The organism is Anabaena sp. WFMT (assembly GCF_051781005.1).
Taxonomy (GTDB): domain Bacteria; phylum Cyanobacteriota; class Cyanobacteriia; order Cyanobacteriales; family Nostocaceae; genus Anabaena.
The window spans coordinates 154,047-175,975 of record NZ_JBPWOA010000052.1; the positions used below are offsets into that span (position 1 = coordinate 154,047).

General features: G+C 39.2%; 21 protein-coding genes. 5 read left to right on the forward strand and 16 right to left on the reverse strand.

Going from position 1 to position 21,929, the window contains the following annotated elements; genetic code table 11:
* Nucleotides 1-281: 281 nt before the first annotated feature.
* The 7 genes from ACSQ6I_RS25260 to ACSQ6I_RS25290 all read right to left on the reverse strand — a co-directional run bounded on the left by ACSQ6I_RS25260 (nucleotide 282) and on the right by ACSQ6I_RS25290 (nucleotide 5,403).
* Complete coding sequence (locus ACSQ6I_RS25260; RefSeq protein ID WP_438892982.1) at nucleotides 282-1,055, reverse strand: glucosamine-6-phosphate deaminase; 774 nt, start codon at nucleotides 1,053-1,055, stop codon at nucleotides 282-284.
* Nucleotides 1,056-1,114: 59 nt separating this feature from the next.
* On the reverse strand, nucleotides 1,115-1,417 hold the full coding sequence (locus tag ACSQ6I_RS25265; protein ID WP_015215090.1) for a hypothetical protein: 303 nt from the start codon (nucleotides 1,415-1,417) through the stop codon (nucleotides 1,115-1,117).
* 146 nt (nucleotides 1,418-1,563) lie between these two features.
* Nucleotides 1,564-2,001 carry an NADAR family protein gene (locus ACSQ6I_RS25270; RefSeq protein ID WP_438892983.1) on the reverse strand — a complete coding sequence of 146 codons (438 nt, stop codon included), beginning with the start codon at nucleotides 1,999-2,001 and terminating at the stop codon, nucleotides 1,564-1,566.
* 80 nt (nucleotides 2,002-2,081) lie between these two features.
* Nucleotides 2,082-2,408, reverse strand: a complete 327-nt coding sequence (locus ACSQ6I_RS25275; protein ID WP_438892984.1) for a DUF6464 family protein — start codon at nucleotides 2,406-2,408, stop codon at nucleotides 2,082-2,084.
* 163 nt (nucleotides 2,409-2,571) lie between these two features.
* On the reverse strand, nucleotides 2,572-3,930 hold the full coding sequence (locus ACSQ6I_RS25280; RefSeq protein WP_438892985.1) for an OB-fold nucleic acid binding domain-containing protein: 1,359 nt from the start codon (nucleotides 3,928-3,930) through the stop codon (nucleotides 2,572-2,574).
* Between the two features lie 174 nt (nucleotides 3,931-4,104).
* The gene (locus tag ACSQ6I_RS25285; protein ID WP_438892986.1) at nucleotides 4,105-4,332 is read right to left on the reverse strand and encodes a ChpI protein; all 228 of its coding nucleotides are present in this window, start codon (nucleotides 4,330-4,332) and stop codon (nucleotides 4,105-4,107) included.
* 216 nt (nucleotides 4,333-4,548) lie between these two features.
* Nucleotides 4,549-5,403, reverse strand: coding sequence for a hypothetical protein (locus ACSQ6I_RS25290; protein ID WP_438892987.1), 855 nt, complete (start codon nucleotides 5,401-5,403; stop codon nucleotides 4,549-4,551).
* A gap of 177 nt (nucleotides 5,404-5,580) precedes the next feature.
* Between ACSQ6I_RS25290 and gatA the strand changes: the two genes are divergently transcribed.
* Nucleotides 5,581-7,041: an Asp-tRNA(Asn)/Glu-tRNA(Gln) amidotransferase subunit GatA gene (gene gatA / locus ACSQ6I_RS25295; protein WP_438892988.1), complete on the forward strand. Its 1,461-nt coding sequence runs from the start codon at nucleotides 5,581-5,583 to the stop codon at nucleotides 7,039-7,041.
* A gap of 229 nt (nucleotides 7,042-7,270) precedes the next feature.
* Here the strand turns inward: gatA and ACSQ6I_RS25300 are convergent, their stop codons facing one another.
* The gene (locus ACSQ6I_RS25300) at nucleotides 7,271-8,056 is read right to left on the reverse strand and encodes a helix-turn-helix domain-containing protein (protein ID WP_438892989.1); all 786 of its coding nucleotides are present in this window, start codon (nucleotides 8,054-8,056) and stop codon (nucleotides 7,271-7,273) included.
* 670 nt (nucleotides 8,057-8,726) lie between these two features.
* On the opposite strand from ACSQ6I_RS25300, the gene ACSQ6I_RS25305 reads away from it, so the two are divergent.
* The 3 genes from ACSQ6I_RS25305 (at nucleotide 8,727) to ACSQ6I_RS25315 (ending at nucleotide 11,048) form a co-directional block, all read left to right on the forward strand.
* A complete protein-coding gene (locus ACSQ6I_RS25305) occupies nucleotides 8,727-9,812 on the forward strand; it encodes a helix-turn-helix domain-containing protein (protein WP_438892990.1) in 1,086 nt (361 codons plus the stop codon).
* Nucleotides 9,813-10,055: 243 nt separating this feature from the next.
* Nucleotides 10,056-10,736: a uracil-DNA glycosylase gene (locus ACSQ6I_RS25310; protein WP_438892991.1), complete on the forward strand. Its 681-nt coding sequence runs from the start codon at nucleotides 10,056-10,058 to the stop codon at nucleotides 10,734-10,736.
* Between the two features lie 69 nt (nucleotides 10,737-10,805).
* Nucleotides 10,806-11,048 carry a hypothetical protein gene (locus ACSQ6I_RS25315; RefSeq protein ID WP_438892992.1) on the forward strand — a complete coding sequence of 81 codons (243 nt, stop codon included), beginning with the start codon at nucleotides 10,806-10,808 and terminating at the stop codon, nucleotides 11,046-11,048.
* Nucleotides 11,049-11,234: 186 nt separating this feature from the next.
* Here ACSQ6I_RS25315 and ACSQ6I_RS25320 read toward each other — a convergent pair whose 3' ends face one another.
* The 4 genes from ACSQ6I_RS25320 to tyrS form a co-directional block, all read right to left on the reverse strand.
* On the reverse strand, nucleotides 11,235-12,023 hold the full coding sequence (locus tag ACSQ6I_RS25320; RefSeq protein ID WP_438892993.1) for an MOSC domain-containing protein: 789 nt from the start codon (nucleotides 12,021-12,023) through the stop codon (nucleotides 11,235-11,237).
* Between the two features lie 228 nt (nucleotides 12,024-12,251).
* Nucleotides 12,252-12,854 (reverse strand): hypothetical protein, encoded by a 603-nt coding sequence (locus tag ACSQ6I_RS25325; RefSeq protein ID WP_438892994.1) that lies wholly within the window; start codon nucleotides 12,852-12,854, stop codon nucleotides 12,252-12,254.
* 198 nt (nucleotides 12,855-13,052) lie between these two features.
* Nucleotides 13,053-13,781, reverse strand: a complete 729-nt coding sequence (pyrF, locus tag ACSQ6I_RS25330) for an orotidine-5'-phosphate decarboxylase (protein WP_438892995.1) — start codon at nucleotides 13,779-13,781, stop codon at nucleotides 13,053-13,055.
* An 86-nt stretch (nucleotides 13,782-13,867) separates the two neighbouring features.
* A complete protein-coding gene (gene tyrS, locus ACSQ6I_RS25335; RefSeq protein ID WP_438892996.1) occupies nucleotides 13,868-15,061 on the reverse strand; it encodes a tyrosine--tRNA ligase in 1,194 nt (397 codons plus the stop codon).
* A 173-nt stretch (nucleotides 15,062-15,234) separates the two neighbouring features.
* On the opposite strand from tyrS, the gene ACSQ6I_RS25340 reads away from it, so the two are divergent.
* Nucleotides 15,235-17,157 carry a transglycosylase domain-containing protein gene (locus ACSQ6I_RS25340; RefSeq protein ID WP_438892997.1) on the forward strand — a complete coding sequence of 641 codons (1,923 nt, stop codon included), beginning with the start codon at nucleotides 15,235-15,237 and terminating at the stop codon, nucleotides 17,155-17,157.
* 67 nt (nucleotides 17,158-17,224) lie between these two features.
* Here ACSQ6I_RS25340 and ACSQ6I_RS25345 read toward each other — a convergent pair whose 3' ends face one another.
* The 4 genes from ACSQ6I_RS25345 to ACSQ6I_RS25360 form a co-directional block, all read right to left on the reverse strand.
* Entirely contained in the window at nucleotides 17,225-17,548 is a 324-nt protein-coding gene (locus tag ACSQ6I_RS25345) for a DUF1825 family protein (RefSeq protein ID WP_015215072.1), read from the reverse strand.
* Nucleotides 17,549-17,662: 114 nt separating this feature from the next.
* On the reverse strand, nucleotides 17,663-20,443 hold the full coding sequence (locus ACSQ6I_RS25350) for a two-partner secretion domain-containing protein (RefSeq protein WP_438892998.1): 2,781 nt from the start codon (nucleotides 20,441-20,443) through the stop codon (nucleotides 17,663-17,665).
* A 379-nt stretch (nucleotides 20,444-20,822) separates the two neighbouring features.
* Entirely contained in the window at nucleotides 20,823-21,041 is a 219-nt protein-coding gene (locus ACSQ6I_RS25355; protein WP_438892999.1) for a GNAT family N-acetyltransferase, read from the reverse strand.
* Nucleotides 21,042-21,086: 45 nt separating this feature from the next.
* Nucleotides 21,087-21,923: a class I SAM-dependent methyltransferase gene (locus ACSQ6I_RS25360; protein WP_438893000.1), complete on the reverse strand. Its 837-nt coding sequence runs from the start codon at nucleotides 21,921-21,923 to the stop codon at nucleotides 21,087-21,089.
* Nucleotides 21,924-21,929 lie beyond the last annotated feature (6 nt).

Consider the following 21,929-nt stretch of genomic DNA (forward strand, 5'->3'; position numbering starts at 1 on the left):
TATGAAGACTGTCTAGTTAGATTGAATCTGAACATTAGTTTAGGTTGTGCTGAATTATGGTGCAAGATTTGATTATTTGCCTACAAGAAGCAACTTTATACTTTATACTTAAAAAGTCTTGGGTTCCTAAATATCGTGATGAATGTTTAGTAAATCTTCCCTGTGAATGTCTAAATCCTGGGAAAGAAATAAAATGCGAAGATTGCCCATATTTAGAGGCTTGTTTGTCTAATTGGAAGCTCCAAAATGATCATGTTAAGCCAAGGACAAAATCTAGCAATTCAAGATAGTAAATGAGCAGAATTTATATCTAAAAATAAGGTTGCTTGGGGTTGTTTACGCAAAATAGAGGCTGGACAATTTGTGGTAATGGTTTTTTGTAATATCTCTTGGACTATCTTGGCTTTGCGTGTTGCTGGTGCTAGACAGATAATTTTTTTGGCTGCACAAATCATGGAGATAGTAATGGTAAAAGCATATTGAGGAACGGTTTCTATGTTAGAAAAGTATCCTGTATTTACTTGTTGTTGACGGTTAACTTGATCTAGTTTTACTAGTTTGACACTAGCGGGGTCTTGAAAATCTGCTACTGCTGGGTCGTTAAAAGCTAAATGACCATTTTCACCTATACCAAGAAGGCAGAGGTCAATGGGTTGAGCTTTTAGTAGTTTGGTATAGCGATCGCACTCGGCTACAGGTTCTAATGTATCCCCTTCTATATAGTAAAATCGTTGTGGAGATACCCGCTGTTCTACACGCTCCCGTAAATAACGCCGAAAACTAGCAGGATGGTCAGCAGTGATTCCCAAATATTCATCCAGATGGAATAAGGCTATCCGTGACCAATCTAGACCACCTAAAGCGATTAAAGCATCAAGAAATTGAAGTTGAGAGTTTCCTGTGGCTAATAACAAAGCAACTTGATCTTGTTGCTGGAGCAGATTATATAAATACTCTTGTGCGATTTTGGCAGCATCTTCTGCCATTTCCGCTTCAGTGTTGTAAATCTGCACTAAGAGATCATCGACACGAAAAGATTTTGTAGCGGCTGACATTGGCTTTGAAAATCACAATTTATTACGGTTGTCGGTTTTGTTTGTTACCCCTCCTCTCATCATTTATTTATGGGTGTTTTGCTTTCCCATTCGTGTTCAAATTCCGCTTCGGAAATTTCAAATTCTGTGATATTTCCATCATCTAATCTTTTATCGCATAACATTCCGTAATTATCGGCAAAATGCTTACTATCATAGAATAAAACATTGCCATTTTCATAAACTTCTATTTGTCTGCGGGCATACAAATCTCCACCCAGTTCCATAAAGTAAGTGCTAGTACCCCAAGCGTCATATTCACCACCAAGAGATACCTCCCAGAACCATTTGTAATATTTCTTTACTTTTTGTAATGTAGACATAGTAATTTTACTCCTAATACTGCGGTTACTACTTTAAATTTTATGACTTACTGAATTACCTCTAATAATATCTATTATCCACATTATCTGTGGTAGATATTATTAGTATTATACTGTAAAGTTAGCAATGTTTCTAGTTTAGGTATTCAGTTAAGTTGTATTGTTTCCCGTACTTCCATTAAAATGATGCCCAGCATATTTTTTCCACTGCCATCAGATCCACACCCCCAATAATAGTCTATAGGCGAATTTTCAACTAGTTCTTCATTGCCTGTGGCTAGGAGAATATCTCTAATATCTGTATGGGTAGAAAACTTACAGAGTAAGGCTTTCCGCATGATATCATCTTTTACTTGCTCCCAATCGGAACGCAAGGGACGAGTTCTTTCTCTACCCATTTTTGCAGCGTCTTTTGGAGTTTTAACGAGACGAATTTGTTCTAAATGAGGTGTACCAATAAACTTCTGTGCTTGAAAGTAATGTTCGCTGGTAAACCAATATAAATCATCTAATATAAAACCATGAGATGAGAAATTAGAAAAACAGCCATATTGATCACGAGTGTTATAAAAATAAATTGTCATCGAATCCTTACCTTAAATATCAATTTACGAATTAGGTTGGTGTAGCTTGCGGTCGGCATTATTACAAATTACGAATTATTTTAACTTTGTTTTTCACTATCAGTTAATTTTCTCGGTTCATAGTGACGACAGTCCTGGCAAGGGCCACTAGGGTTGACAGCACAACGGACGTAACCAGAACGAGCATTAAATTGACAACTAATATCACCTACCAAATAGCCTACACCTTCTAAATAATAGCGATCTATCTCAACGGGTCTGATATATTGCCTGATCTGTATCCTGGAAGAGTTTATAGCAGCTTGTCTGATGCGTGCGCGTGTCCGCTGCTGGGTTTTGCGAATCACCCACAAAGACAAAAGGGACGGTAAGAATCCAACGGTGATCAGCAAAAGTGTTCTTAACACCTTCTCTTTACCTCGTTTGTGCGCTAATTGATACTTTTCCCAGTTTAGCTAAATTCTGGGAGTTTAAATCTGGGTTACAAAAATTAATTAGAGCAAGGAGTTAGGAGTCAGAATTAGTTCAAAAAATCTGAAAAAGTGTTTGATATTTAATGGTATCTACGAATTAAGAATTATCTGTCAGTTGTTTGACCTGAGCAGGAAATCTAGCATTTTTTAACGATTGCACAGTTGAGAAAGAATCTTGTACCCAAAATTGTTTACCAAAACGCACAAGTTGACGAGAGTTACCGGATTGAATAATGCCAATTACTGGAACTTTCGCTTTATCTTTATCTCCTGACTGTTCTTTTAAAATTGATCTAAGGCGATGCTGGACTTCAATGGTACCAGCTTCTTGGGGATTTAATTCCACCATTACCATCTTGACTTCTTCAACTGGTTCTGCATCTTCAACGATAAATTGATTTTGATCATCTCGTTTGTCTACTTTACCCCAAATGATTAATCTGGCATCAACTTGTAGTAGTGAAGCAACTCGTTCATAATTTTTGGGAAAGACGATTGCTTCTGATGATGCAGTTAAGTCTTCTATTTGTAAAATTGCCATTGGATCACCTTTTTTTGTCACTACTTTTTTGACATTATTTAGCATGACAACGGCACAAAGCATGGTATTATCTTTTTGTTCTCCTAACTGAGATAGGTTAATTGGTGCTAGAAGTGATGATGATTGTTTGATATCTTTGAGTGGGTGAGCCGATACATAAAAACCTAATAATTCTTTTTCCATCCGCAATTTTTCTTGGGGAGGAAAATCTGAAGTTTTTTCAGCTTTGGGAGCAGATTCAAAGGCGTTATTTGATTTTGGTTGATTATTATTGCTGGCAAAACCGCCACCCATTAAATCAAACAGGTTTCCCTGTCCACTGGCTCGATCTTTAGCACGAGATTGCGCCCAATCGTATACTAATTCTAAGTCGCGGCTTAATTGCTGACGGTTGGATTCAATTTTGTCAAAGGCTCCACATTGAATGAGTGATTCGAGAGTGCGACGGTTAACTGTACGTAAGTCGATGCGATCGCAAAAATCGCCCAAGGATTTAAACTCCCCTCCCTCGGCTCTTGCTTCCAGAATACCTGCGATCGCATTTTGTCCCACATTCCGCACTGCGGAAAACCCAAATAAAATCTTCTCTTCCGCCGGCGTAAAGTCCAAACCAGAGCGATTAATATCCGGTGGATCTATGGCAATACCCATACTCATACAGTTATTCAAATATTTCTGCACTTTGTCGGTATCTCCACTGTTAGCTGTCAACAGTGCAGCCATATATTCCAAAGGATAATTCGCTTTTAAATATGCAGTTTGATAAGTTACATAAGCATAGGCAGTAGAGTGGGATTTATTGAAGCAATTAGAAGCGATAAAGCCATTTTTGATGGCAAAATTATGATCCTCTTCAACGCCAATATCATAAACATTGGCTTGACCTACGTATTGACGGGAAATTATTTTAACCATATTACTTAGCTTTTAAAAATTTGTTTATTTACTGATTTTATGTTAACCCTTACCAGTGCTACGATTAAACTCATCTGATTGAATGATCAGAACTAGTCTACGATATCCTGGTTCAAAAGCAACAGGTATGGGCAAGTTCTACCCACCAAATTTCACCTCGCTGCATCACCAATTTTATTGAGATATTGTATGGGCTTGTAGACTTATAAACAATGGATCAATACTGCTATCTTCATCGGCATATACAGCATCTAACTGTTGAGTAATTTGATCCGGTTGATGTGATTGCAAGTATTCTTGAAGTGCTATGGCATAAAGCTGACTACGGGATAAGCCTTTATGTTTTGCAAATTGTTCAGCAGCTTCAAAAAGAGGGTCAGGGATGGCAATTGCTGTTTTCATAGCTTGGTATATCTTGATTATACCGATTTTGTGTAATTAAGGCAATAACCGTTTTAGGACTGTAGGTTGGGTTGAATAAAATGAACCCCAACAAATAAATATCAACAACAGCGATAGTCTTAATGTTGAGTTGTGTTCCTGAATCCAACCTACAAGAGCAGCTACCACAATAGCATTCTAGGGACGGTCTTGATTGTTATAAAATAGGCAATCACACTAGATTCTTGAAGTTGAAGAAGGTAAAGGTTTTGCTAAATTTCTAACACGCTCATAAATCTTTTCATATTTTTTAAATATTTCTCTATCTGAAACAATTTCAATGCTCTTAAGTTTACGATTTTCATGCAAATGGAATATAGCTAAACGCATATCATCAATGAGTATGAACCCGAAATCAAGGGGTTTTTCACAAATTGGAGGAGTTGATTCATACAGTTTCTTTATTTCAACATATGAAACACCTATTTCATACTTTTGATGATATTCAATAATCTGACCTAAATTTTGTAATTCGCTCAAATCATCAATTACAAATATACGATTTACATCAGCATATTCAGTATCAATTTTACTTTTTAGTGGAGATAGGAGTCTTCTAGTATGTTCTTGCGTCCATTCGTCAGGATTTATATAACTAACAGCATAAAACTTATTGTCTAAGTCATACATCAATTTTTTCCAAATAATGTATAGCTGTTCAGCAGGAAAGGTTAGTGAGCCATAATGTACAAGATTAATCAATTTACAAGCGGATTCAATCTCATTTGAAAGACGATCAACCCTCCCACTTAATTTCAATATTTCCTCACTTAATCTAAGTTGACTAACATCCTTTTTACTGCTGATAACAAGCCATATAACAACTGTTGAAGCCGTCAAAGAAATGAAAAATACTGCAAATGTAAGTAATTGAACACTTGGATTGTTTGAAGTTATTCCGACTAAAACAGATCCAGTTGCAAAAACTAAAAGGATTCCAAATATAAACAAATATTCTGGTTGGACTTTTAGCCCTTCAATAATTTGTATATGTGCGCTGCTCTTTTCTGAATTGTTTGTATTTGTAGGCATTATCTCTAAATAAACTCCTAAAAGATATAATTTTCATTATTACTGTAACTTTTTACTCATGCTGGTGTCGAGTATTTACTTTGATTTAATAAGGATTTAAGCGTTCAGATGAAAATTCTCCAATCCCCAGTCCTGTAAATGCTAAAATCAATGACTTGATTAATAAAGAGAAAAATTATGGCATCCATCCGCGAGTTGCACGCACAGCTAGTAAAAAAAGAACGTTCTGCTGTTGAAATCACCCAAGAAGCTTTAGATCGCATTCAAGCCTTAGAGCCGAAATTGCACAGTTTCTTAATTGTAACGGCACAACAAGCTCTAGAACAGGCTCGTGCTGTGGATGCAAAAATCGCTGCTGGGGAAGAAATTGGCATCTTAGCAGGGATTCCCATTGGTATCAAAGATAATATGTGTACTAAGGGTATTCGCACCACTTGCGGCTCTAAAATTTTAGAAAATTTTATCCCACCTTATGAGTCAACGGTAACGCAAAAACTGGCAACGGCTGGGGCTGTCATGGTTGGTAAAACCAATTTAGATGAGTTTGCAATGGGGAGTTCCACAGAGAACTCGGCTTATCAAGTTACAGCGAATCCTTGGGATATTTCACGGGTTCCTGGTGGTTCTTCTGGTGGTTCGGCTGCGGCTGTAGCGGCTGAGGAATGTGTTGTCTCCCTGGGTTCGGATACGGGGGGTTCGATTCGTCAACCGGCTTCTTTTTGCGGTGTGGTGGGGATGAAACCGACTTATGGTTTAGTTTCCCGTTATGGGTTGGTGGCTTATGCTTCGTCTTTAGATCAAATTGGCCCCTTTGCTCGTACAGTTGAAGATGCGGCTATATTGTTGAGTGCGATCGCAGGATATGATGCCCAAGATGCAACCAGCTTAAATGTAGAAATTCCCGATTACGCAGCCAGCTTAACTCCAGATTTACCAACTGGAAAAAAACTGAAAATCGGTGTAATTAAAGAAACTTTTGGTGAAGGTTTAGATTCTGAAGTAGAAGCAGCAGTTAAGGGCGCGATCGCACAACTAGAAAGTTTAGGCGCAGAAATTCACTACATTTCCTGTCCCCGCTTCCGTTATGGTGTACCCAGTTACTACATAATCGCTCCCTCCGAAGCATCAGCCAATCTAGCTCGTTACGACGGTGTTAAATACGGCTTGCGTTCTCCAGATGCAGACAACCTGCTTTCCATGTACACCCGTACACGCTCCACCGGATTTGGGACAGAAGTCAAACGTCGGATTATGATTGGTACTTATGCTCTTAGCGCCGGTTATTACGACGCATATTATCTACAAGCGCAAAAAGTCCGCACATTGATTAAAGAAGACTTTGAAAAAGCCTTTCAGCAAGTTGATGTTTTAGTCACTCCTACTGCTCCCACCACAGCATTTCAAGCCGGCGAAAAAATCACCGATCCCTTGAGTATGTATTTAAATGACTTAATGACTATTCCCGTCAATCTCGCAGGTTTACCAGGTATCAGTGTACCTTGTGGTTTTGACAGCAAAGGTCTACCAATTGGATTACAGTTAATTGGTAAAGTGCTAGGAGAAGATCAACTTTTACAAGTAGCTTATGCCTATGAGCAATCAACTAATTGGCATCTTCAAACAGCGAAAATAGCTTGATAATTCGTAATTGATAATTCGTAATTCGTAATTAATTCATAAAGGTGAATCAGGTGCAAGGAATAAGCGTTGAAACTACCAAAAACCTATCACTTGAACAGCTTCAGGACTATTCTTCTCTTCTTCTAATTCTTCCTCCTGACTCCTAGCCCTAACCAAAAGACTTTTATGGCTTACGCCACGCTACGCTATCAGCAAGTCCTAATTACGAATTACGAATTACGAATTACTAATTACTATATGTAACCTCCTTAACTTGACCCTCATTTCCTAATGGTTTAGGTTGTTCTTCATTAACAGATACCAAAACCGCACCCGCATTACCAGAGCGTATAGTCAAAGATTTTTTAGCTGTCCAAGTTTTGCTTTCCCCCTTACTTAAAGTTCCCTCAAATGCAGTTCTGCCATCAGCTTTTACTTGCAGCCACGATAGTCCTTTAAGTTCCAAAGTAATAGCCATATTTGTAGAAGGCTTAGACTGACTAGTTAAAGGTATTGTTGCGGAAGGAGTAGACTTAATAATCGGAGATGGTTGAGGTGTGGAAATACTTTGACTTGGAGATGGTAGTATTTCCTGTTGAACGCTAAGTATTGGATCTTGCGTTTTAGCTAATGATGTGCCTGTAAGTTTAGGTTTGAGTAAATAAAATAGTCCAACAGAAGCAGCTATTAATAAAAAAATATAAGGAACAAAAAGTGGTATGTATAAACTTGATTTTGTAGTTGAATGATTAAATTCTAGAGGTACAACATCAATGGGAAAACTATTTGCGATCACAGTCCCATCTAGTCCTAATTTATCTGCATAGCGACGGAGAAATCCTTGCACAAAAATAGGCTCCGGTAACTCCTCAAATCTCCATTCTTCTAAAGCTTGTAAAAAAAATAGTCGAATATGGGTTTGAGCAGCTATTTCTTCTAAGCGGATAGATTTTTCTTGTCTAATGTGTCGTAAATTGGCAGTTATTTCTTTTAGCCGTTCTTGTTGTGCCTCATTTAAAACAGTCACTGTCATCACCTCTGGAGTAAATACGTAAACTATTTGTATATAAATTCAGTGTACAGTTTAAATTCATTAACGATCATCTTGATACTTAAAGTAAATTTTCAACCGAAAATATCAAACATACACAGTTAAAATTATAACTGTATTTATCCTTACTCTCAAATTGGAAAATATATATACAGGATATATATTGTAACTAAAAAAATCACCTCTTACCTCTATTGCAAGGATTATTTATCTAAGCTTTAAGTAGAAAAAGTTACAATCTTATTTTCAGAAGTTATTGTTTTATTAATGTTTGCTCAAAAAAATATTATTAGTATTGACACTCCCTAACTGAAAGGTACGGGGATTTCTCAGCATTTACCAATAATTATTCCTACATTAAAATATAACTTTCAGGTGTGGTAGATACCGCAATTGGTTAATTTATGAGATTCAGAAACAGATGAATTGCGAGAAAGCTCTGCGTACATCCATGCTATCAAGGACTATTGAATCTTTCCACCAAAGTTAAAAACCCAACCTCAAGGGTTCTCAGCTTATTTGATGATAATGATGAGTCTTTGCTAAAAATCGTCGGAAATGATACTCATGACTCCGGATGTCGCAATTAATCACAGAAGAAATTACTCAGGTCAAACCACTGTTTCCCCTAGCACCCGGAGGGACTTAGATCATGACTATGGCATCTGCGTATTTTTTCAGCATTCCTGGTAGTTCTACCGTTCAAATTAGTAAAGATGAATTGCGATCGCTACTCAGAGAGATAGAATCTGAACTACACCGTAGTAAAGTATATCGTCTTGCTGTCGCTAATGTACAGAAATTGCTTGGTTCATCCGATGAACAAGCAACTACTTTATTTAAGGCTGTCGGTAGAGAAGCGATTAGTTTAGCATTTAAGCAGTTCGCAAGAAAACATGAGATGGTTATAGATACCCATCCCAAAATAGATGACATTGAGTTATCAAATGTAGATTTAGAGCCATCTAGTAATTCACCGCAAAATTTAAAAATTATTACATCCAGTCCACAGCTAGGTTTGGTTGAGAATACTCCCAGTAGTTTATCATCTACAACTAAACTTCAACCTGATGTAGTAGCAAATAAGACCGTAGAAGACAAACCTAAAACAAAGACACCAAACAGATGGTTTCGGCAACATCAAAAACTTTCCAAAAGTGAACTAGCAGCACAACTAGCAGCAGAACAGCGGTTAGAAACCCTGCGTCAAATCGGGCAACAACTCAAGCAAGCACGCGAGTTTCAAGGTCTAACTCTGCAAAAACTTAATATTTACACTCATATATCAGTTCATCAGATGCAAGCAGTCGAGAATGCTGATTTAGAGTCATTGCCGGAAGATGTTTTGATTCGTGGTTTTATCCGCGTCATGGGCAATGCCCTAGGGTTAAATGGCACAATTTTAGCTAATACTTTACCGATACCCAATCAGACAAAATCAGTTTTGCCCTCTTGGTATCATTCCAAAAATTACTCTGGAAAATTAAATGTAGAAATCCGTCCCATACATCTATATGTAGGCTACACAGCCCTTGTTGCGGGCGCTTTAGGGGGATTATCCTTTGTTTCTCAGCAAACAAACAATGACACCGTACAAAATTCTCAAGTGATTGTTCCCACATCTTCATCACTATGTCAATCAACTCAAAAAACTGAAGCGAATTTTAAACCAGGTCTTAAGTCTAGTACCAATGGTGTTTGTGTTGGCTCGGATATTTCTCCACCAGAAGCATTGTAATTGAGCATAAATAAACTTCAACAACAATTGTAAGAATTCAGGAGTCAGGAGTCAGGAGTCAGAAAAAAGGAAGGATGAAGAATATTTTCTCTTCTGTTAAGAGTTAAGACCTCCTTGCTATATCAAACATTCTGTATTCTGAATCCTTAGCAACAATTACTTGATACAATGGAATTCAAACAAATTGCTTTATTCAACAAACGTCTACTTTAAAGAAATTTCCTAGCGAAAACCTCCATTTTCATGAGCAGCGACACCCAACTGAGTCTCTTTAATGAATCAAGCTTTAACCAAAAAGATTTGATTCCCACTGACGCGAAAATTCCTATTCCGTCCGGTACATATTCTCATATGGCCGATTTAGCGCAGCACTGCAACAATTGCCGTCGTTGTGGGTTGGGTGAAAATCGCACTCATGCTGTGGTAGGACGTGGTAATCTCCAAGCCAAAATTATGATTATTGGGGAAGCACCAGGGCAAAGCGAAGACGAAACCGGTTTACCATTTGTGGGTAAATCAGGTCAATTATTAGAGAAAATTTTGGCATCTGTAGAATTGAGTACAGAGAATGATGTATATATTTGTAATATAAACAAGTGCCGTCCACCAGAAAATCGAGTTCCTACACCTGATGAAATGGCGGCTTGTAAACCTTATTTATTAGAACAAATTCGTTTAGTTGACCCGAAAATTATTTTATTAACTGGTGCAACTGCTGTCAAAGGCATTACAGGAAGTAAGCAGGGAATTACGAAAATTCGCGGTCAATGGTTGGAATGGGAAGGGCGTTTATGTATGCCGATTTTCCACCCCGCTTATTTGTTGCGTAACTCTTCTAAGGAGAAAGGTTCGCCTAAATGGTTGATGTGGCAGGATATTCAGGTTGTAAAAGCTAAGTATGATGAAATTCGGAATAACAGCTGATGGAACTGAAAGCTATAGTGAGACTTTTTTGCTGGTTAATCTGGGAAACATCACCAAAACAGGAAAACTATGTCAGTTCTCATTGGTTTAACGGCTGTACTCTTATTAGCAGGTTTTCCTATCCTAATGTTGACAATAGCAGCTAATTCAAGCAGTAACAATTCATCTACTAGAAAAAATTCTGACTCTAACGACTACTCTAGCAGCAGCGATACTTGGTTTGTTGGAGATGCTGGGAGTTATGACGGTGGTAGCAGCAATGACTCAAGCAGTTGCGACAGTGGGGTATCTGACGGTGGTGGTTGTGATTGATGGTAGTGATGATTAAAATTGTTCTAACGAAGATAACTGTACCAGTGAAAAAAGTTTAAAAAGCCGAACAAGCAAGCTTTATTCACACAGTGTAATGCCCACAGTATGGGGGTTGCAGTGATCAATGCTAACCCTCCCTAAGTACATTTCAAAAATTAAAAAATCAAATAGGAGTCCTATAGTTGTCTAACTTTGTGAAGATATTTCGATATTATTACCGACTTCTACGGTTTTTCCAACTTCAGATTTAGCTACTCTTGTATTCACACTTAATCTAAAAAAATGATTAAATCTAGATGCAGCCACCCAAGGGGGCATAGTTGCTTGACGGTTCTGCACAAATATTTTTTGAAAGTTGGGGTAAGCTTCACCTAAAGAAGAATCTCTTGTAGGAACTATGCAACGCTGACAGGGATTAACTCCCAAAAACTGCACGTCTCCTACTATAAAAGATACAGTTTCTCCATTGGCAGTATACAGCCTATCTTCCCAAAATGCGGGTACACCATCAATCTCAATATTGGCACGCATCCGACGACGCATTTCATCTACACTCATACCAGGAAACCAAGAAGCTACTTCTGTTAATGTTGCGGTGCTAATTACTGTTGCACCAGGTGAGTCTGTATCATCAGGAAAACCCATATTGGTGTTTTGGGTTAATTTGACAGCAAACCCGAAAAAATCACTTAATGTTGCTTGTAGTTCTGCTTGTTCTCTATCAAGATGAAAAATTTGTGGTGAGTCGCTATCAGGAATTTTGAGGTGAATAATTCTCTCTTTTAAAGAAAATTCTGAGCGCAATAAATGAATTTTGGCATGGCGTTTACCATTGACAAATTTACCCTGTGCATCAACAATAGCAAATTCGCGGTCATACTGAAGTGCGCCACTAGGTAAAATCGTCGCTTTTTCTACTTCGATTCCATCCAATGATTTAATTGGATATAGCAAAATCTTAGCTAAATACGGCATTTTTTAAAATAATTCGTAATTCGTAATTCGTATACTGCAAACGGGTGAAATCTGGACTTATGTCATACTGTTCGCGGAGCGTGGCGTTAGCCATACGTAACGTAGTGCAGCGTTCGCGTAGCGTGCCGTAGGCTCTAGTACCTCGGAGATTCTTCACTTCGTTCAGAATGACACCAAGCCAGTTTTACTCCTGACTCCTGACTCCTGACTTCTGACTCCTAGCCCTAACTATCGCGATCGCACACTTCCGGCTTGACAATCGCGTAACCAAAGTTTAACACCTTGTGCGATCGCACCACTACTACTTTCCCTCGCTGCTGCAATAGGTGGTTTAACTGGATATTCACCAGTGCGAGTAAACATCATCACTACATTCCAACCATTTTTAGTTTTCGTCAAAAACAACCAGTGAAATTGTTGTAATTCTACGGCTTTTTGATTTAAATACTGTCTTTCAAAGGTAGTAAAGAAAACTTGCTCTACTCCCTCTGATTCATATTTATTTGCGGTATCAATCCCAGGATTTAAAGGTAAAGCTTGAAACTCAGGTTTACCAGCTACCAATACATAAGGGAAAATATCAACGCTGCGACTGAGACGACGAGCGCGTTGGGTGGCACGGTTAGCATAACTCGGTAAATCTAACAGTAACTGTGTAGTTAAAGTTTCTAAACTTTGCTCTGAACAAGAATTACCTATTTCTGGGTTGACAGTTTTGGGAGTGAGAGTTTTGGACAATGCAGGAGAAATGAATAGCAAATAACTACAGGCTACTAACCACAAGCAATAGGTGACAGAGTTGAAAATCTGTTTGTGTCTAAATTTTATCATTAGTTGATTTCCTAATCACCTTGGTAGTTGCTATATACAGCAGATTCCAGATCAATGAGATACAGAGTCTAAATTCAAAGCCAGATACTAATCTGACTCCTTCTTCCTTCTTCCTTCTTCTTTACTCTTGTACGGGCGAAGCATTCGGGCGATCAATTATCAGTTTTTGTCCAAGGCTATTTTCCGAATGCTTCGCCCCTACTTTTCCTGACTCCTATTTTCATTTAGTTCTTCGGTAATCTTCTGCCAAGCTAACACAGGATCAGCCGCTGCTGTAATTGGACGACCAATAACCAGATAATCTGCACCTGCTTTGATAGCTTGAGAGGGTGTGAGCGATCGCTTTTGGTCTCCTTTTTCAGCCCAGGTTGGACGTACACCAGGACAAACCAACAAAAAGTCATTTCCACAACTTTCCCGTAATTGTCCCACTTCTTGGGGTGAACACACAGCCCCGTCTAAACCCGATTCTTGAGCCAAAAGCGCCATTTGTAAAGCAAATTCTGGCAATTCTATGGGTATCTTTAATTCAAACGCCAATTGTCTGGTTGAAATGCTGGTTAACAAAGTAATCGCAATTAATTTGGGCGGTTTTGTACCCGCTTTTTCGGCTCCTACTTGTACCGCTTCGGTGGCAGCTTTCAGGGCATCTATACCATTAGTAGAGTGGATTGTCAATAAATCCACACCATAAGCAGCAGCAGCACGACAAGCACCTGCAACCGTGTTGGGGATATCGTGAAACTTTAAATCTAGAAAAATGCGTTTTTGGCGAGATTTGAGAATTTCTAGAATTGTGGGACCTGTGCTGGTAAACAGTTCTAAACCGACTTTCCAGAAAGTGACTTGAGGAAGTTTATCCACAAGAGCGATCGCACTATCTAAATCTGATACATCTAAGGGAACGATAATTTGGTGATTGGTCATTGGAGTCAGGAGTTCAGGAGTTCAGGAGTTCAGGAGTTCAGGAGTCAGGAGTTTTAGATATTGTTGTATTTCTTCCCAGCCCCTTTTCAATCTATTAAACGCACAAACTTATTTTTACCAACTTGCAAAACTTTACTGTGTAAATCACTAGGTTCTGAGAATGTAGTATCTGCATCAGTAATTTTGACACCATCTAAGCGCACTCCACCTTCTTGAATTTTGCGTTTCCCTTCCCCAGTGCTTTTACACAAACCAGTAGCACCGAGAAGATAAGCTAATTTAGCTGGAAATTGAGGTACAACAGCCAGTGAAAATTCTGGAACAGCACCTTCCTTCCCACCGCTTTTTGCAGCTTCCTTCGCTTCATTAGCTGCTTGTTCACCATGATACTGTCTGACAATTTCCCAGGCTAGAAATTCCTGGCGATCGCGTGGTTTTTCTGGCAAACTATCTAAAGGTAAATCTGTCAGCAATTCAAAATATTGTGACAGTAAATTATCTGGCACACCTTGGAGCTTCTGATACTTTTGAGAAGGGTGTTCTCCCAAGCCCACATAATTACTTAAGGACTTAGACATTTTTTGTACACCATCTGTACCAATCAAAATTGGCAACAGCAGCCCAAATTGAGGTTTTAGATTAAAATGGCGTTGCAAATCTCTACCTACTGCAATGTTAAACTTTTGATCAGTACCGCCTAACTCCACGTCAGCCTCAACTGCCACAGAATCAAAACCCTGCATTAATGGATACAGGAACTCATGAAGGAAAATAGGATTCTCTTTTTTATAACGTTCCGCAAAACCTTCCTTAGCTAACATCTGTCCCACAGTCATAGTAGAAAGTAACTCCAAAGTTTTCCCCAAATCAAGACGGGAAAGCCACTCTGAGTTATAACGCACCTCCAATCTGCCTGGTGTGTCAAAATCTAAAATAGGGCGGACTTGGTCAAGATAAGTTTGAGCATTTTGAGCCACATCTGCCTCTGTCAGTTGACGACGCACATCAGACTTACCAGTAGGATCACCAATACGAGCCGTAAAATCGCCAATAATCAGAACAGCCGTATGACCAGCATCTTGAAAAGCTCGCAGTTTTCTTACAGGTATGCTATGACCAAGATGAATATCTGCACCAGTAGGATCAATACCCAGCTTGACTCTTAAAGGACGATTCGCATTTGCTAAACGGGTTTCTAGACTTTCAGCTTCACTATCATCATCAGGTTGAGGAAAAATATCTGCCACACCACGATGTAACCAAGAGAAATTTTGCGTCATAATATGAAATTCGCTATTAACTACACTTTGTACTTTAGAAATTAGGTTAGTTATGTTCACTGGCAAATTATCTGTGTTTTGCTCTGCCAGACTACTATAATTGCAAAAAATTAACCGACTTTTTCCATTCCATCAATTACATTTATATTTACTAGTGAGGAAGTGAGAACGCCGTGTCGTCTAGGACTTTTGAAGACAAACAGCCACAAGAGCAGGCTTCATCTGGATTTGAGTTTTTTAAAGGAGTAGGTCAAGTAACCGGCGCTACTCTGCTATCTATCACGCTGTTAACAAGCTCTATTGTAGCCGGGGGACTGGTTGGACTAGCCACTAGTTTCCGCAATTTGCCAGACGTGAGACAATTACGTAACTTTTCTCCTTCAGAAACTACATACATATATGACATTAAAGGTAAACTTTTAACAAGATTTCATGGTGAAGCTAACCGGGAAGTCGTACCCCTAGATAGAATTTCCCCAAATCTGAAACGGGCAGTATTAGCCAGTGAAGATAGTCACTTTTTCACTCACCACGGTATTAACCCTACTGGTGTTGGCCGGGCTGTAGTCGTCAACTTAGTAGCAGGTGGTGTCAAAGAAGGTGGTTCTACCATCACCATGCAGTTAGTCAAAAACCTGTTTTTGTCTCAAAAACGTGCTTTTACTCGCAAATTAGCAGAGGCTGTACTAGCAATTCGGTTAGAACAAATTCTCAACAAAGACCAAATTTTAGAAATGTACCTCAATCAAGTTTATTGGGGTCATAACAATTACGGCGTACAAACAGCAGCACGGAGTTACTTTAACAAATCAGCAGAATTTTTAACTTTGGGTGAGTCAGCAATGATGGCTGGTTTAATCCAAGCCCCTGAGGAATTCAGCCCCTTCGCTAGTATGAAGCTGGCAAAACTGAAGCAAAAAGAAGTGCTGGGGCGGATGTTGGAATTGACTTGGATTACCCAGAAAGAATATGACGATGCTCTCAAGCAAGAAATTAAACTCGGTAGAATCAGGTCATTTCAAGGTAGTGCTTCACCTTACATAACCAATGCTGTAGCCCAAGAATTAGCGAAAAAGTTTGGGCGTGACGCATTGCTAAAAGGCGGAATGCGGGTACAGACGACTGTCGATGCTAAATTTCAAGAAATGGCAGAAGAAACAGTCGCCAAGTGGCATAAAACTCTACTGGGTCGAGGGTTATACAAAAATCAAATTGCCCTTGTGGCAGTTGACCCCCGGACTCATTTTGTTAAAGCCCTAGTGGGTGGTGTAGATTCTAAAGCCAGTGAGTTCAACCGCGCCACCCAAGCTCAACGTCAGCCTGGTTCAGCTTTTAAACCCTTTGTTTACTATGCTGCCTTTGCTACTGGTAAATATACTCCAGATAGTACAGTGGTAGATTCTCCAGTTAGCTACCGAGATGGTAATGGTTGGTACTTTCCGAGAAACTATGATGGCGGCTTTAGCGGTGCAATGTCAATTCGTACCGCCCTTTCTCAGTCTCGGAATATCCCTGTAATTAAGCTTGGCAAAACCGTAGGGATGAATAGAGTGATTGAAATTTGCCGCACCTTGGGCATTATGAGTCCGATGGAACCTGTTACTTCTTTACCTTTAGGTGCGATCGGTGTCACTCCTCTAGAAATGGCTAGTGCCTATGCTACCTTTGCTAATTATGGCTGGCAGTCACCACCAACAGTGATTGTAAGGGTAACAGATAGCAGTGGGAATGTGTTACTTGACAACACACCTAAACCGCAGCGAGTCCTTGATCCTTGGGCATCAGCAGCGATTATTGATGTCATGCAATCTGTTGTTACAAGTGGTACAGGTAAAGGCGCTGCTATAGATAGGCCAGTTGCAGGTAAGACGGGGACAACTTCTTCAGAAAAAGATATTTGGTTTGTGGGTACAGTACCACAACTCACAACTGCTGTCTGGATCGGGAGAGACGATAACCGCCAATTATCTAGCGGTGCTACAGGTGGTGGGATGGTTGCTCCTATCTGGCGTGATTTTATGAGCAAAGCTCTTAAGGGTGTACCTGTAGAGAAATTCAAGTCACCTTCTCAGTTTTCTCGCCCTAAATCAAATTAGGGAGTAGGGAGCAGGGAGCAGAAGAAAGATAAATACTCTTCCCCTGTCCCCACTTTCCTGTCTCCCTTCAAGGCGTTTTTTCCAGTTCGGCTTTCATCCTGTTGAGGGTGACGTTCATTTGCTCAAACATTTGTTGCGGGGTAACGCCAAACTGACCTAGCTGAGTTTTTAGTTGCTCTATGGTCATTTGCGCCATGAAGTCTTCTGATAGCTCAAAACGCTTCATAAAGATGCGATATCGATCCATCATTGCTTCCATCTGCTCAATAAACAGCTTTTTGCCCTCGCGGTCAAATTTGCCGTAGTCGTTGCCAAGCTTAATCAGCGATTGATAATCTTCAAAAAGCTGCTTGGCTTCATGCTGAACTATCTCAGAATCAAAGAATCCCATTTTGCTTCTATTTAACTGAGTGCTATTACCCAGTAATTTCAAATTTTGCCTCTAGTATTATTTTAGCTTAAACAAAAAGAAGCCCCACATCTCGCTCTTAGGGTTAATTAACAGTTAAGGTGTAGAACAAGAAGTCTTAGATAGAATAAGACCGTGGGGTAGAAAATTTGCTATTTGAGCAACTAAGTTAACTTGACCTTTGGCATCGACAACCCATCCTTGCGCTTCTACAATCTCTGTTGGTATACGGTCACTAACACCTACAGGTTGAATATCTGGGTTATTTTGTTGATTAGACACTAGTTCCACTAAATCAACTAATGCTCTTGTCCCAGTAAATAAATCATCAGGACTAGATGGTAATCCACCACGGCCAATGATAGTAAACTTATTTTCTCGACTGGCAAATTTGCTACCAGCTGCACATCCCTGGGCAACCTGATTATCAGTATCAATCACACTAGTTGACAGATCAATTAAGCCTTGACTGGGATCGGTAGATAACTGATTAATTTGGACTGTACCACTAAACTCTGGACTTGCTCCAGTGGCAGTAATATCACTTTCTGGAGTTAGTTGATCTCGAAACTGTGTCCCAAAGACACCTTGAGTAGTAATTGTCACCTTACCACCACGAAAATCAGTCGAATTGGCACTAATGTCACTATTTTCTGCTGCTGCTAAAACATCAGTAACAATGGTGATATTGCCACCAATAACATTGCTACCAGTCGCATTAGTAGTAATTTTGCTACCATTACGCATAATCAAATCTTGAGAACGTAAATTAATACTAGCTTGCTCTTGATTAGTATCAGTACTATTGCTGCGGCTATTGCCACTAATAATACTAAGGTTGTCCATCAAAATCGAGTTAGCCTTCAAGCTAAAATTGCCTGCATTTCCTGAGCCTAAAGCCTCTACAGTGATTGTAGCCCTATCAAGGATTTGTAAATTATTAGTATTAACTTTTATATCTCCTGCTGCCCCTGTTGCACTTAACCCAGAACTGGCAAAAAAACCACTGGATGATCCATTAATATCAGTACCAACTAGTTGGATATCAGCAGCATTGACTGTTAAAGTTCCAGCTTTACCTGCACTAATAGTGGAAACACTGATTTCTGCCCCCTCCTGAAGTTGCACTTTATTAACATTAATAAGCAAGTTTCCTCCATTCCCGACACCAACAGCACCAGCACTAATTTTGCCATCCTGCATTTGCAAAGTATTAGCATTAATATTTAAATTACCTCCGTTACCTGTTGCCCCAATTTCTGATGCAGTACCTAAAGCATTAACAAAGCTTTCAGGTTCTTTACCAATTAAGTGAATATCAGAGGCATTAATTGTTAAATTCCCACCATTTCCCGCGCCAAAAGTGGCAGCCGATATAGCAGTATTTTTTCTTAGAATTAATTGATTAGTGCTAATTTCTATATTTCCAGAATCAGCAATACCCAGGGTAGAAGAGTTGATATTTGTATTAACATTTATATCATCAAATACTTGGTAAAAAGATTCACTTGGCGTTAGTTGAATTGATTCAGAAGCATTAATGTTAATATTACCTGCTTTCCCTGTACCTAAAGAACTACTGGCAATAGATCCTCGATTTTGAAGCCGCAAATTTTTTGTCTTAATATTGATGTTACCAGCATCTCCACTACTTTGGAGTCGATTTCCTGTTGCTAATAAAGATTCAATTACTTCTATTGACTCAGAGGCGTTAATGTTGAGATTACCACCATTACCCTGATCAATAACAGAAACTAATAAAATAGCTCCATTCTTAAGTATCAATTTATTTGTATTAATTTCAAAATTTCCGGTACTTCCAGAACCATTACTAAGGATAAAAAAACCATCCCTTCCTTCAGAAACATCAGTGCTGGGATCGAGAATGTTTGCTGCTTTTTTCTCAAATTCACCAGTACCAATTATTTCTATAGTATCGGTGGCATTAATGGTTATATTACCTCCTGGTAATGACCCCAAAGTTAAAGATGCTATGCGCGATCCTTCACTCATTTGCAGATTACCAGTTTGTATCTGCATCTCTCCCCCACCAATGCCACTGGTATCAACATTAGCTTCAGCAGTTAGTTGAATATTGCCAAATTTTTGTATGCCATCATAAGCCAGGGAAAATCCTTGGTTGGTGGAGGTAAGACTAACTAAACCTTCTCCAGCAACACTACCCAATTCTAATCTTCCTCCATTTGTCTTTAGTGTTGCACCCTTTAAACTGATATCACCACCTACTAAAGCTAAGGTTTGATTTGCTTGTATCTGCAATCCAGTAACTTTACTCTGTACTTGAATCAATTCAGGATGTGCTGCAAATTGCAATCCCATAGGCATACTGATAGTCAATAATGGTGTGCTTTGAGAAACTTGACTACTAAACTGCGTACCATCTACAAATTTGATGCTGTTGGCTGTACTCGCTATCAAAGAACCACCAATGTTTAAATTGGCATTTTCACCAAATACAATCCCGTTAGGATTGATGAAAAACAGGTTTGCACTACCATGAGTACGAATCAGTCCATCAATATGGGAGATGGAGTTACCTGTTACCTTGGTGAGGATGTTTTGAATTGCCGAACTATTATTAAATAAGGCTTCACCACCAGTAGGTACAGAAAATTCTTGGAAACTGTGAAATAGATTAACTCCCTTAACTGTACCACCGTTAATTTCACAGACTGTGCAATTTTGTTGTACCTGAGAGTTAGTTGGAAGGGTGTTGTCAGGAATTATTTGGGCTGTGGCTTCTTTGGTGTGAGAGGAGGAAATGAGCAATGCTAACAGGTACAAGCTTAAGGGTAAAATAGCAGATTTTTTTGCACCTTGGCTTTGTTTGAGAGGATCGATTTCCTGTTTGCTCATGTTGGGTTATTTATTTGTCTATGTTGTTATTTTTGTTCGCTAGTTGTTAATTATACAATAAGGCTGTGCAATCCGCCTATACAAGAAAATTTGGTTCTTCGGTTCTTTTTATGGAAAACCTGATAAAAGAGATGCAAGAGTCGGGAAACTGTCTGATAGCGTAGCGTGGCGTAGCCATATCAGGATTTCCAGGATTTAAGGATGAACAGGATAAAGTCTGGGATTTGATCACCAATTACCAATTACCAATTACAAAAAAGGGAACAGGGAACAGATAAGAAACTTTAGTTCTGAGTTTAAAGCTCAGTCAAAAAAAAAGATGTTTTTACAAGATGACGAGCAGCGAAAAAAACAGTTTCATTATTTCAATTTCATGTTTTTAAACATTAGTTTTTTCTGTAAGCATTAGCGCCCATATCCCAAAGCCATCTTGAGTATATCTTTGTATATTTCGCTGAATCCACGTCTGAGTCATTTGGCGATCAAAAGGTTTCGGGTAGAACTGCATTGCTTCAGGATTGGAGAAGACTTCGAGTAAATCGTCTACGTCATTAAGAGTCATTTCCCGCAAAATTAATCGTTTAGTTTCTAAGAGCATATTGCGATTCCTACGGAGCGCTTTGCTATCGCTTTACTAACACCCTCAAAATATCACCTGAGTGATAGTTTTACTAGCTCGATGGGCTGTTACAAAGAAAAATGTGACATCATTCCAATAGCCTTCTTTAGTTGCAGCTTGATTTACTTCTGTAAAGTATTCTTGCTTACAACGCTCTAAGTCCTCCTCTGATATTTTCACATCCTGAAGCCCGAATGCACTCTTAGCATTACCATTCCACGCAATCTCAGCATCTTGCAAGTAGAAGCCTAATTGCTCAGTTGTAATTTCGATCTCTTCAAAGCCAATTGTTTCCAGTATTTGGTAACACTTCTGATGTGTTCCGAGTAATTCATTAGGATTTGGGATAGTGATACCGTATTTTTGAACTACTGCCCGAAACAAAACAGATGCGGTTGGAGAGGTTTCTGCAAGGCAGGAAAATGCGACAATTCCGCCTGGTTTTAGAGCATTATGCCATCGACAAAGTGATGTGGGAATATCTGTGAAGTAGGCGATCGCAGATGAACACATAATAGCATCAAATTGCCTCTCCTCAAATTCTTGCTCATCTGCATCCACTGTATCAAACATGATATTAGTCAATCCTAAAGCTGCAACTTTTTGCTGGGCTTGCTGCAACATTCCCAAAGCAAAGTCAGTTCCCAAAACATAACCTGTAGAACCAACAATTTGAGCCGCAGCAATAGCTGCTAGACCTGTGCCAGTAGCGACATCTAAAACTTTCTGACCTGGTTGTAATTTTGCTAATTCTACTAATCGAGAGGCAGCTCGTCTATGAAACTCATTCTCGTAGTTTGGGCGGTTGTTGAAATCGTTAAGAATCTGCTGTTTATAAGCATTTAGCGATGAGTAATTCATACACAG

What these genes read in the sequence shown, in the direction of transcription:
- ACSQ6I_RS25355 (WP_438892999.1), bottom strand. Translation starts at nt 21,041, where the DNA reads ATGCTCTTAGAAACTAAACGATTAATTTTGCGGGAAATGACTCTTAAT.
- pyrF (WP_438892995.1), bottom strand. Translation starts at nt 13,781, where the DNA reads ATGACCAATCACCAAATTATCGTTCCCTTAGATGTATCAGATTTAGAT.
- ACSQ6I_RS25320 (WP_438892993.1), bottom strand. Translation starts at nt 12,023, where the DNA reads ATGCCGTATTTAGCTAAGATTTTGCTATATCCAATTAAATCATTGGAT.
- ACSQ6I_RS25315 (WP_438892992.1), top strand. Translation starts at nt 10,806, where the DNA reads ATGTCAGTTCTCATTGGTTTAACGGCTGTACTCTTATTAGCAGGTTTT.
- ACSQ6I_RS25360 (WP_438893000.1), bottom strand. Translation starts at nt 21,923, where the DNA reads ATGAATTACTCATCGCTAAATGCTTATAAACAGCAGATTCTTAACGAT.
- ACSQ6I_RS25305 (WP_438892990.1), top strand. Translation starts at nt 8,727, where the DNA reads ATGACTATGGCATCTGCGTATTTTTTCAGCATTCCTGGTAGTTCTACC.
- ACSQ6I_RS25350 (WP_438892998.1), bottom strand. Translation starts at nt 20,443, where the DNA reads ATGAGCAAACAGGAAATCGATCCTCTCAAACAAAGCCAAGGTGCAAAA.
- ACSQ6I_RS25325 (WP_438892994.1), bottom strand. Translation starts at nt 12,854, where the DNA reads ATGATAAAATTTAGACACAAACAGATTTTCAACTCTGTCACCTATTGC.
- ACSQ6I_RS25345 (WP_015215072.1), bottom strand. Translation starts at nt 17,548, where the DNA reads ATGGGATTCTTTGATTCTGAGATAGTTCAGCATGAAGCCAAGCAGCTT.
- ACSQ6I_RS25290 (WP_438892987.1), bottom strand. Translation starts at nt 5,403, where the DNA reads ATGCCTACAAATACAAACAATTCAGAAAAGAGCAGCGCACATATACAA.
- tyrS (WP_438892996.1), bottom strand. Translation starts at nt 15,061, where the DNA reads ATGACGCAAAATTTCTCTTGGTTACATCGTGGTGTGGCAGATATTTTT.
- ACSQ6I_RS25260 (WP_438892982.1), bottom strand. Translation starts at nt 1,055, where the DNA reads ATGTCAGCCGCTACAAAATCTTTTCGTGTCGATGATCTCTTAGTGCAG.
- ACSQ6I_RS25285 (WP_438892986.1), bottom strand. Translation starts at nt 4,332, where the DNA reads ATGAAAACAGCAATTGCCATCCCTGACCCTCTTTTTGAAGCTGCTGAA.
- ACSQ6I_RS25280 (WP_438892985.1), bottom strand. Translation starts at nt 3,930, where the DNA reads ATGGTTAAAATAATTTCCCGTCAATACGTAGGTCAAGCCAATGTTTAT.
- ACSQ6I_RS25270 (WP_438892983.1), bottom strand. Translation starts at nt 2,001, where the DNA reads ATGACAATTTATTTTTATAACACTCGTGATCAATATGGCTGTTTTTCT.
- ACSQ6I_RS25310 (WP_438892991.1), top strand. Translation starts at nt 10,056, where the DNA reads ATGAGCAGCGACACCCAACTGAGTCTCTTTAATGAATCAAGCTTTAAC.
- ACSQ6I_RS25265 (WP_015215090.1), bottom strand. Translation starts at nt 1,417, where the DNA reads ATGTCTACATTACAAAAAGTAAAGAAATATTACAAATGGTTCTGGGAG.
- ACSQ6I_RS25300 (WP_438892989.1), bottom strand. Translation starts at nt 8,056, where the DNA reads ATGACAGTGACTGTTTTAAATGAGGCACAACAAGAACGGCTAAAAGAA.
- gatA (WP_438892988.1), top strand. Translation starts at nt 5,581, where the DNA reads ATGGCATCCATCCGCGAGTTGCACGCACAGCTAGTAAAAAAAGAACGT.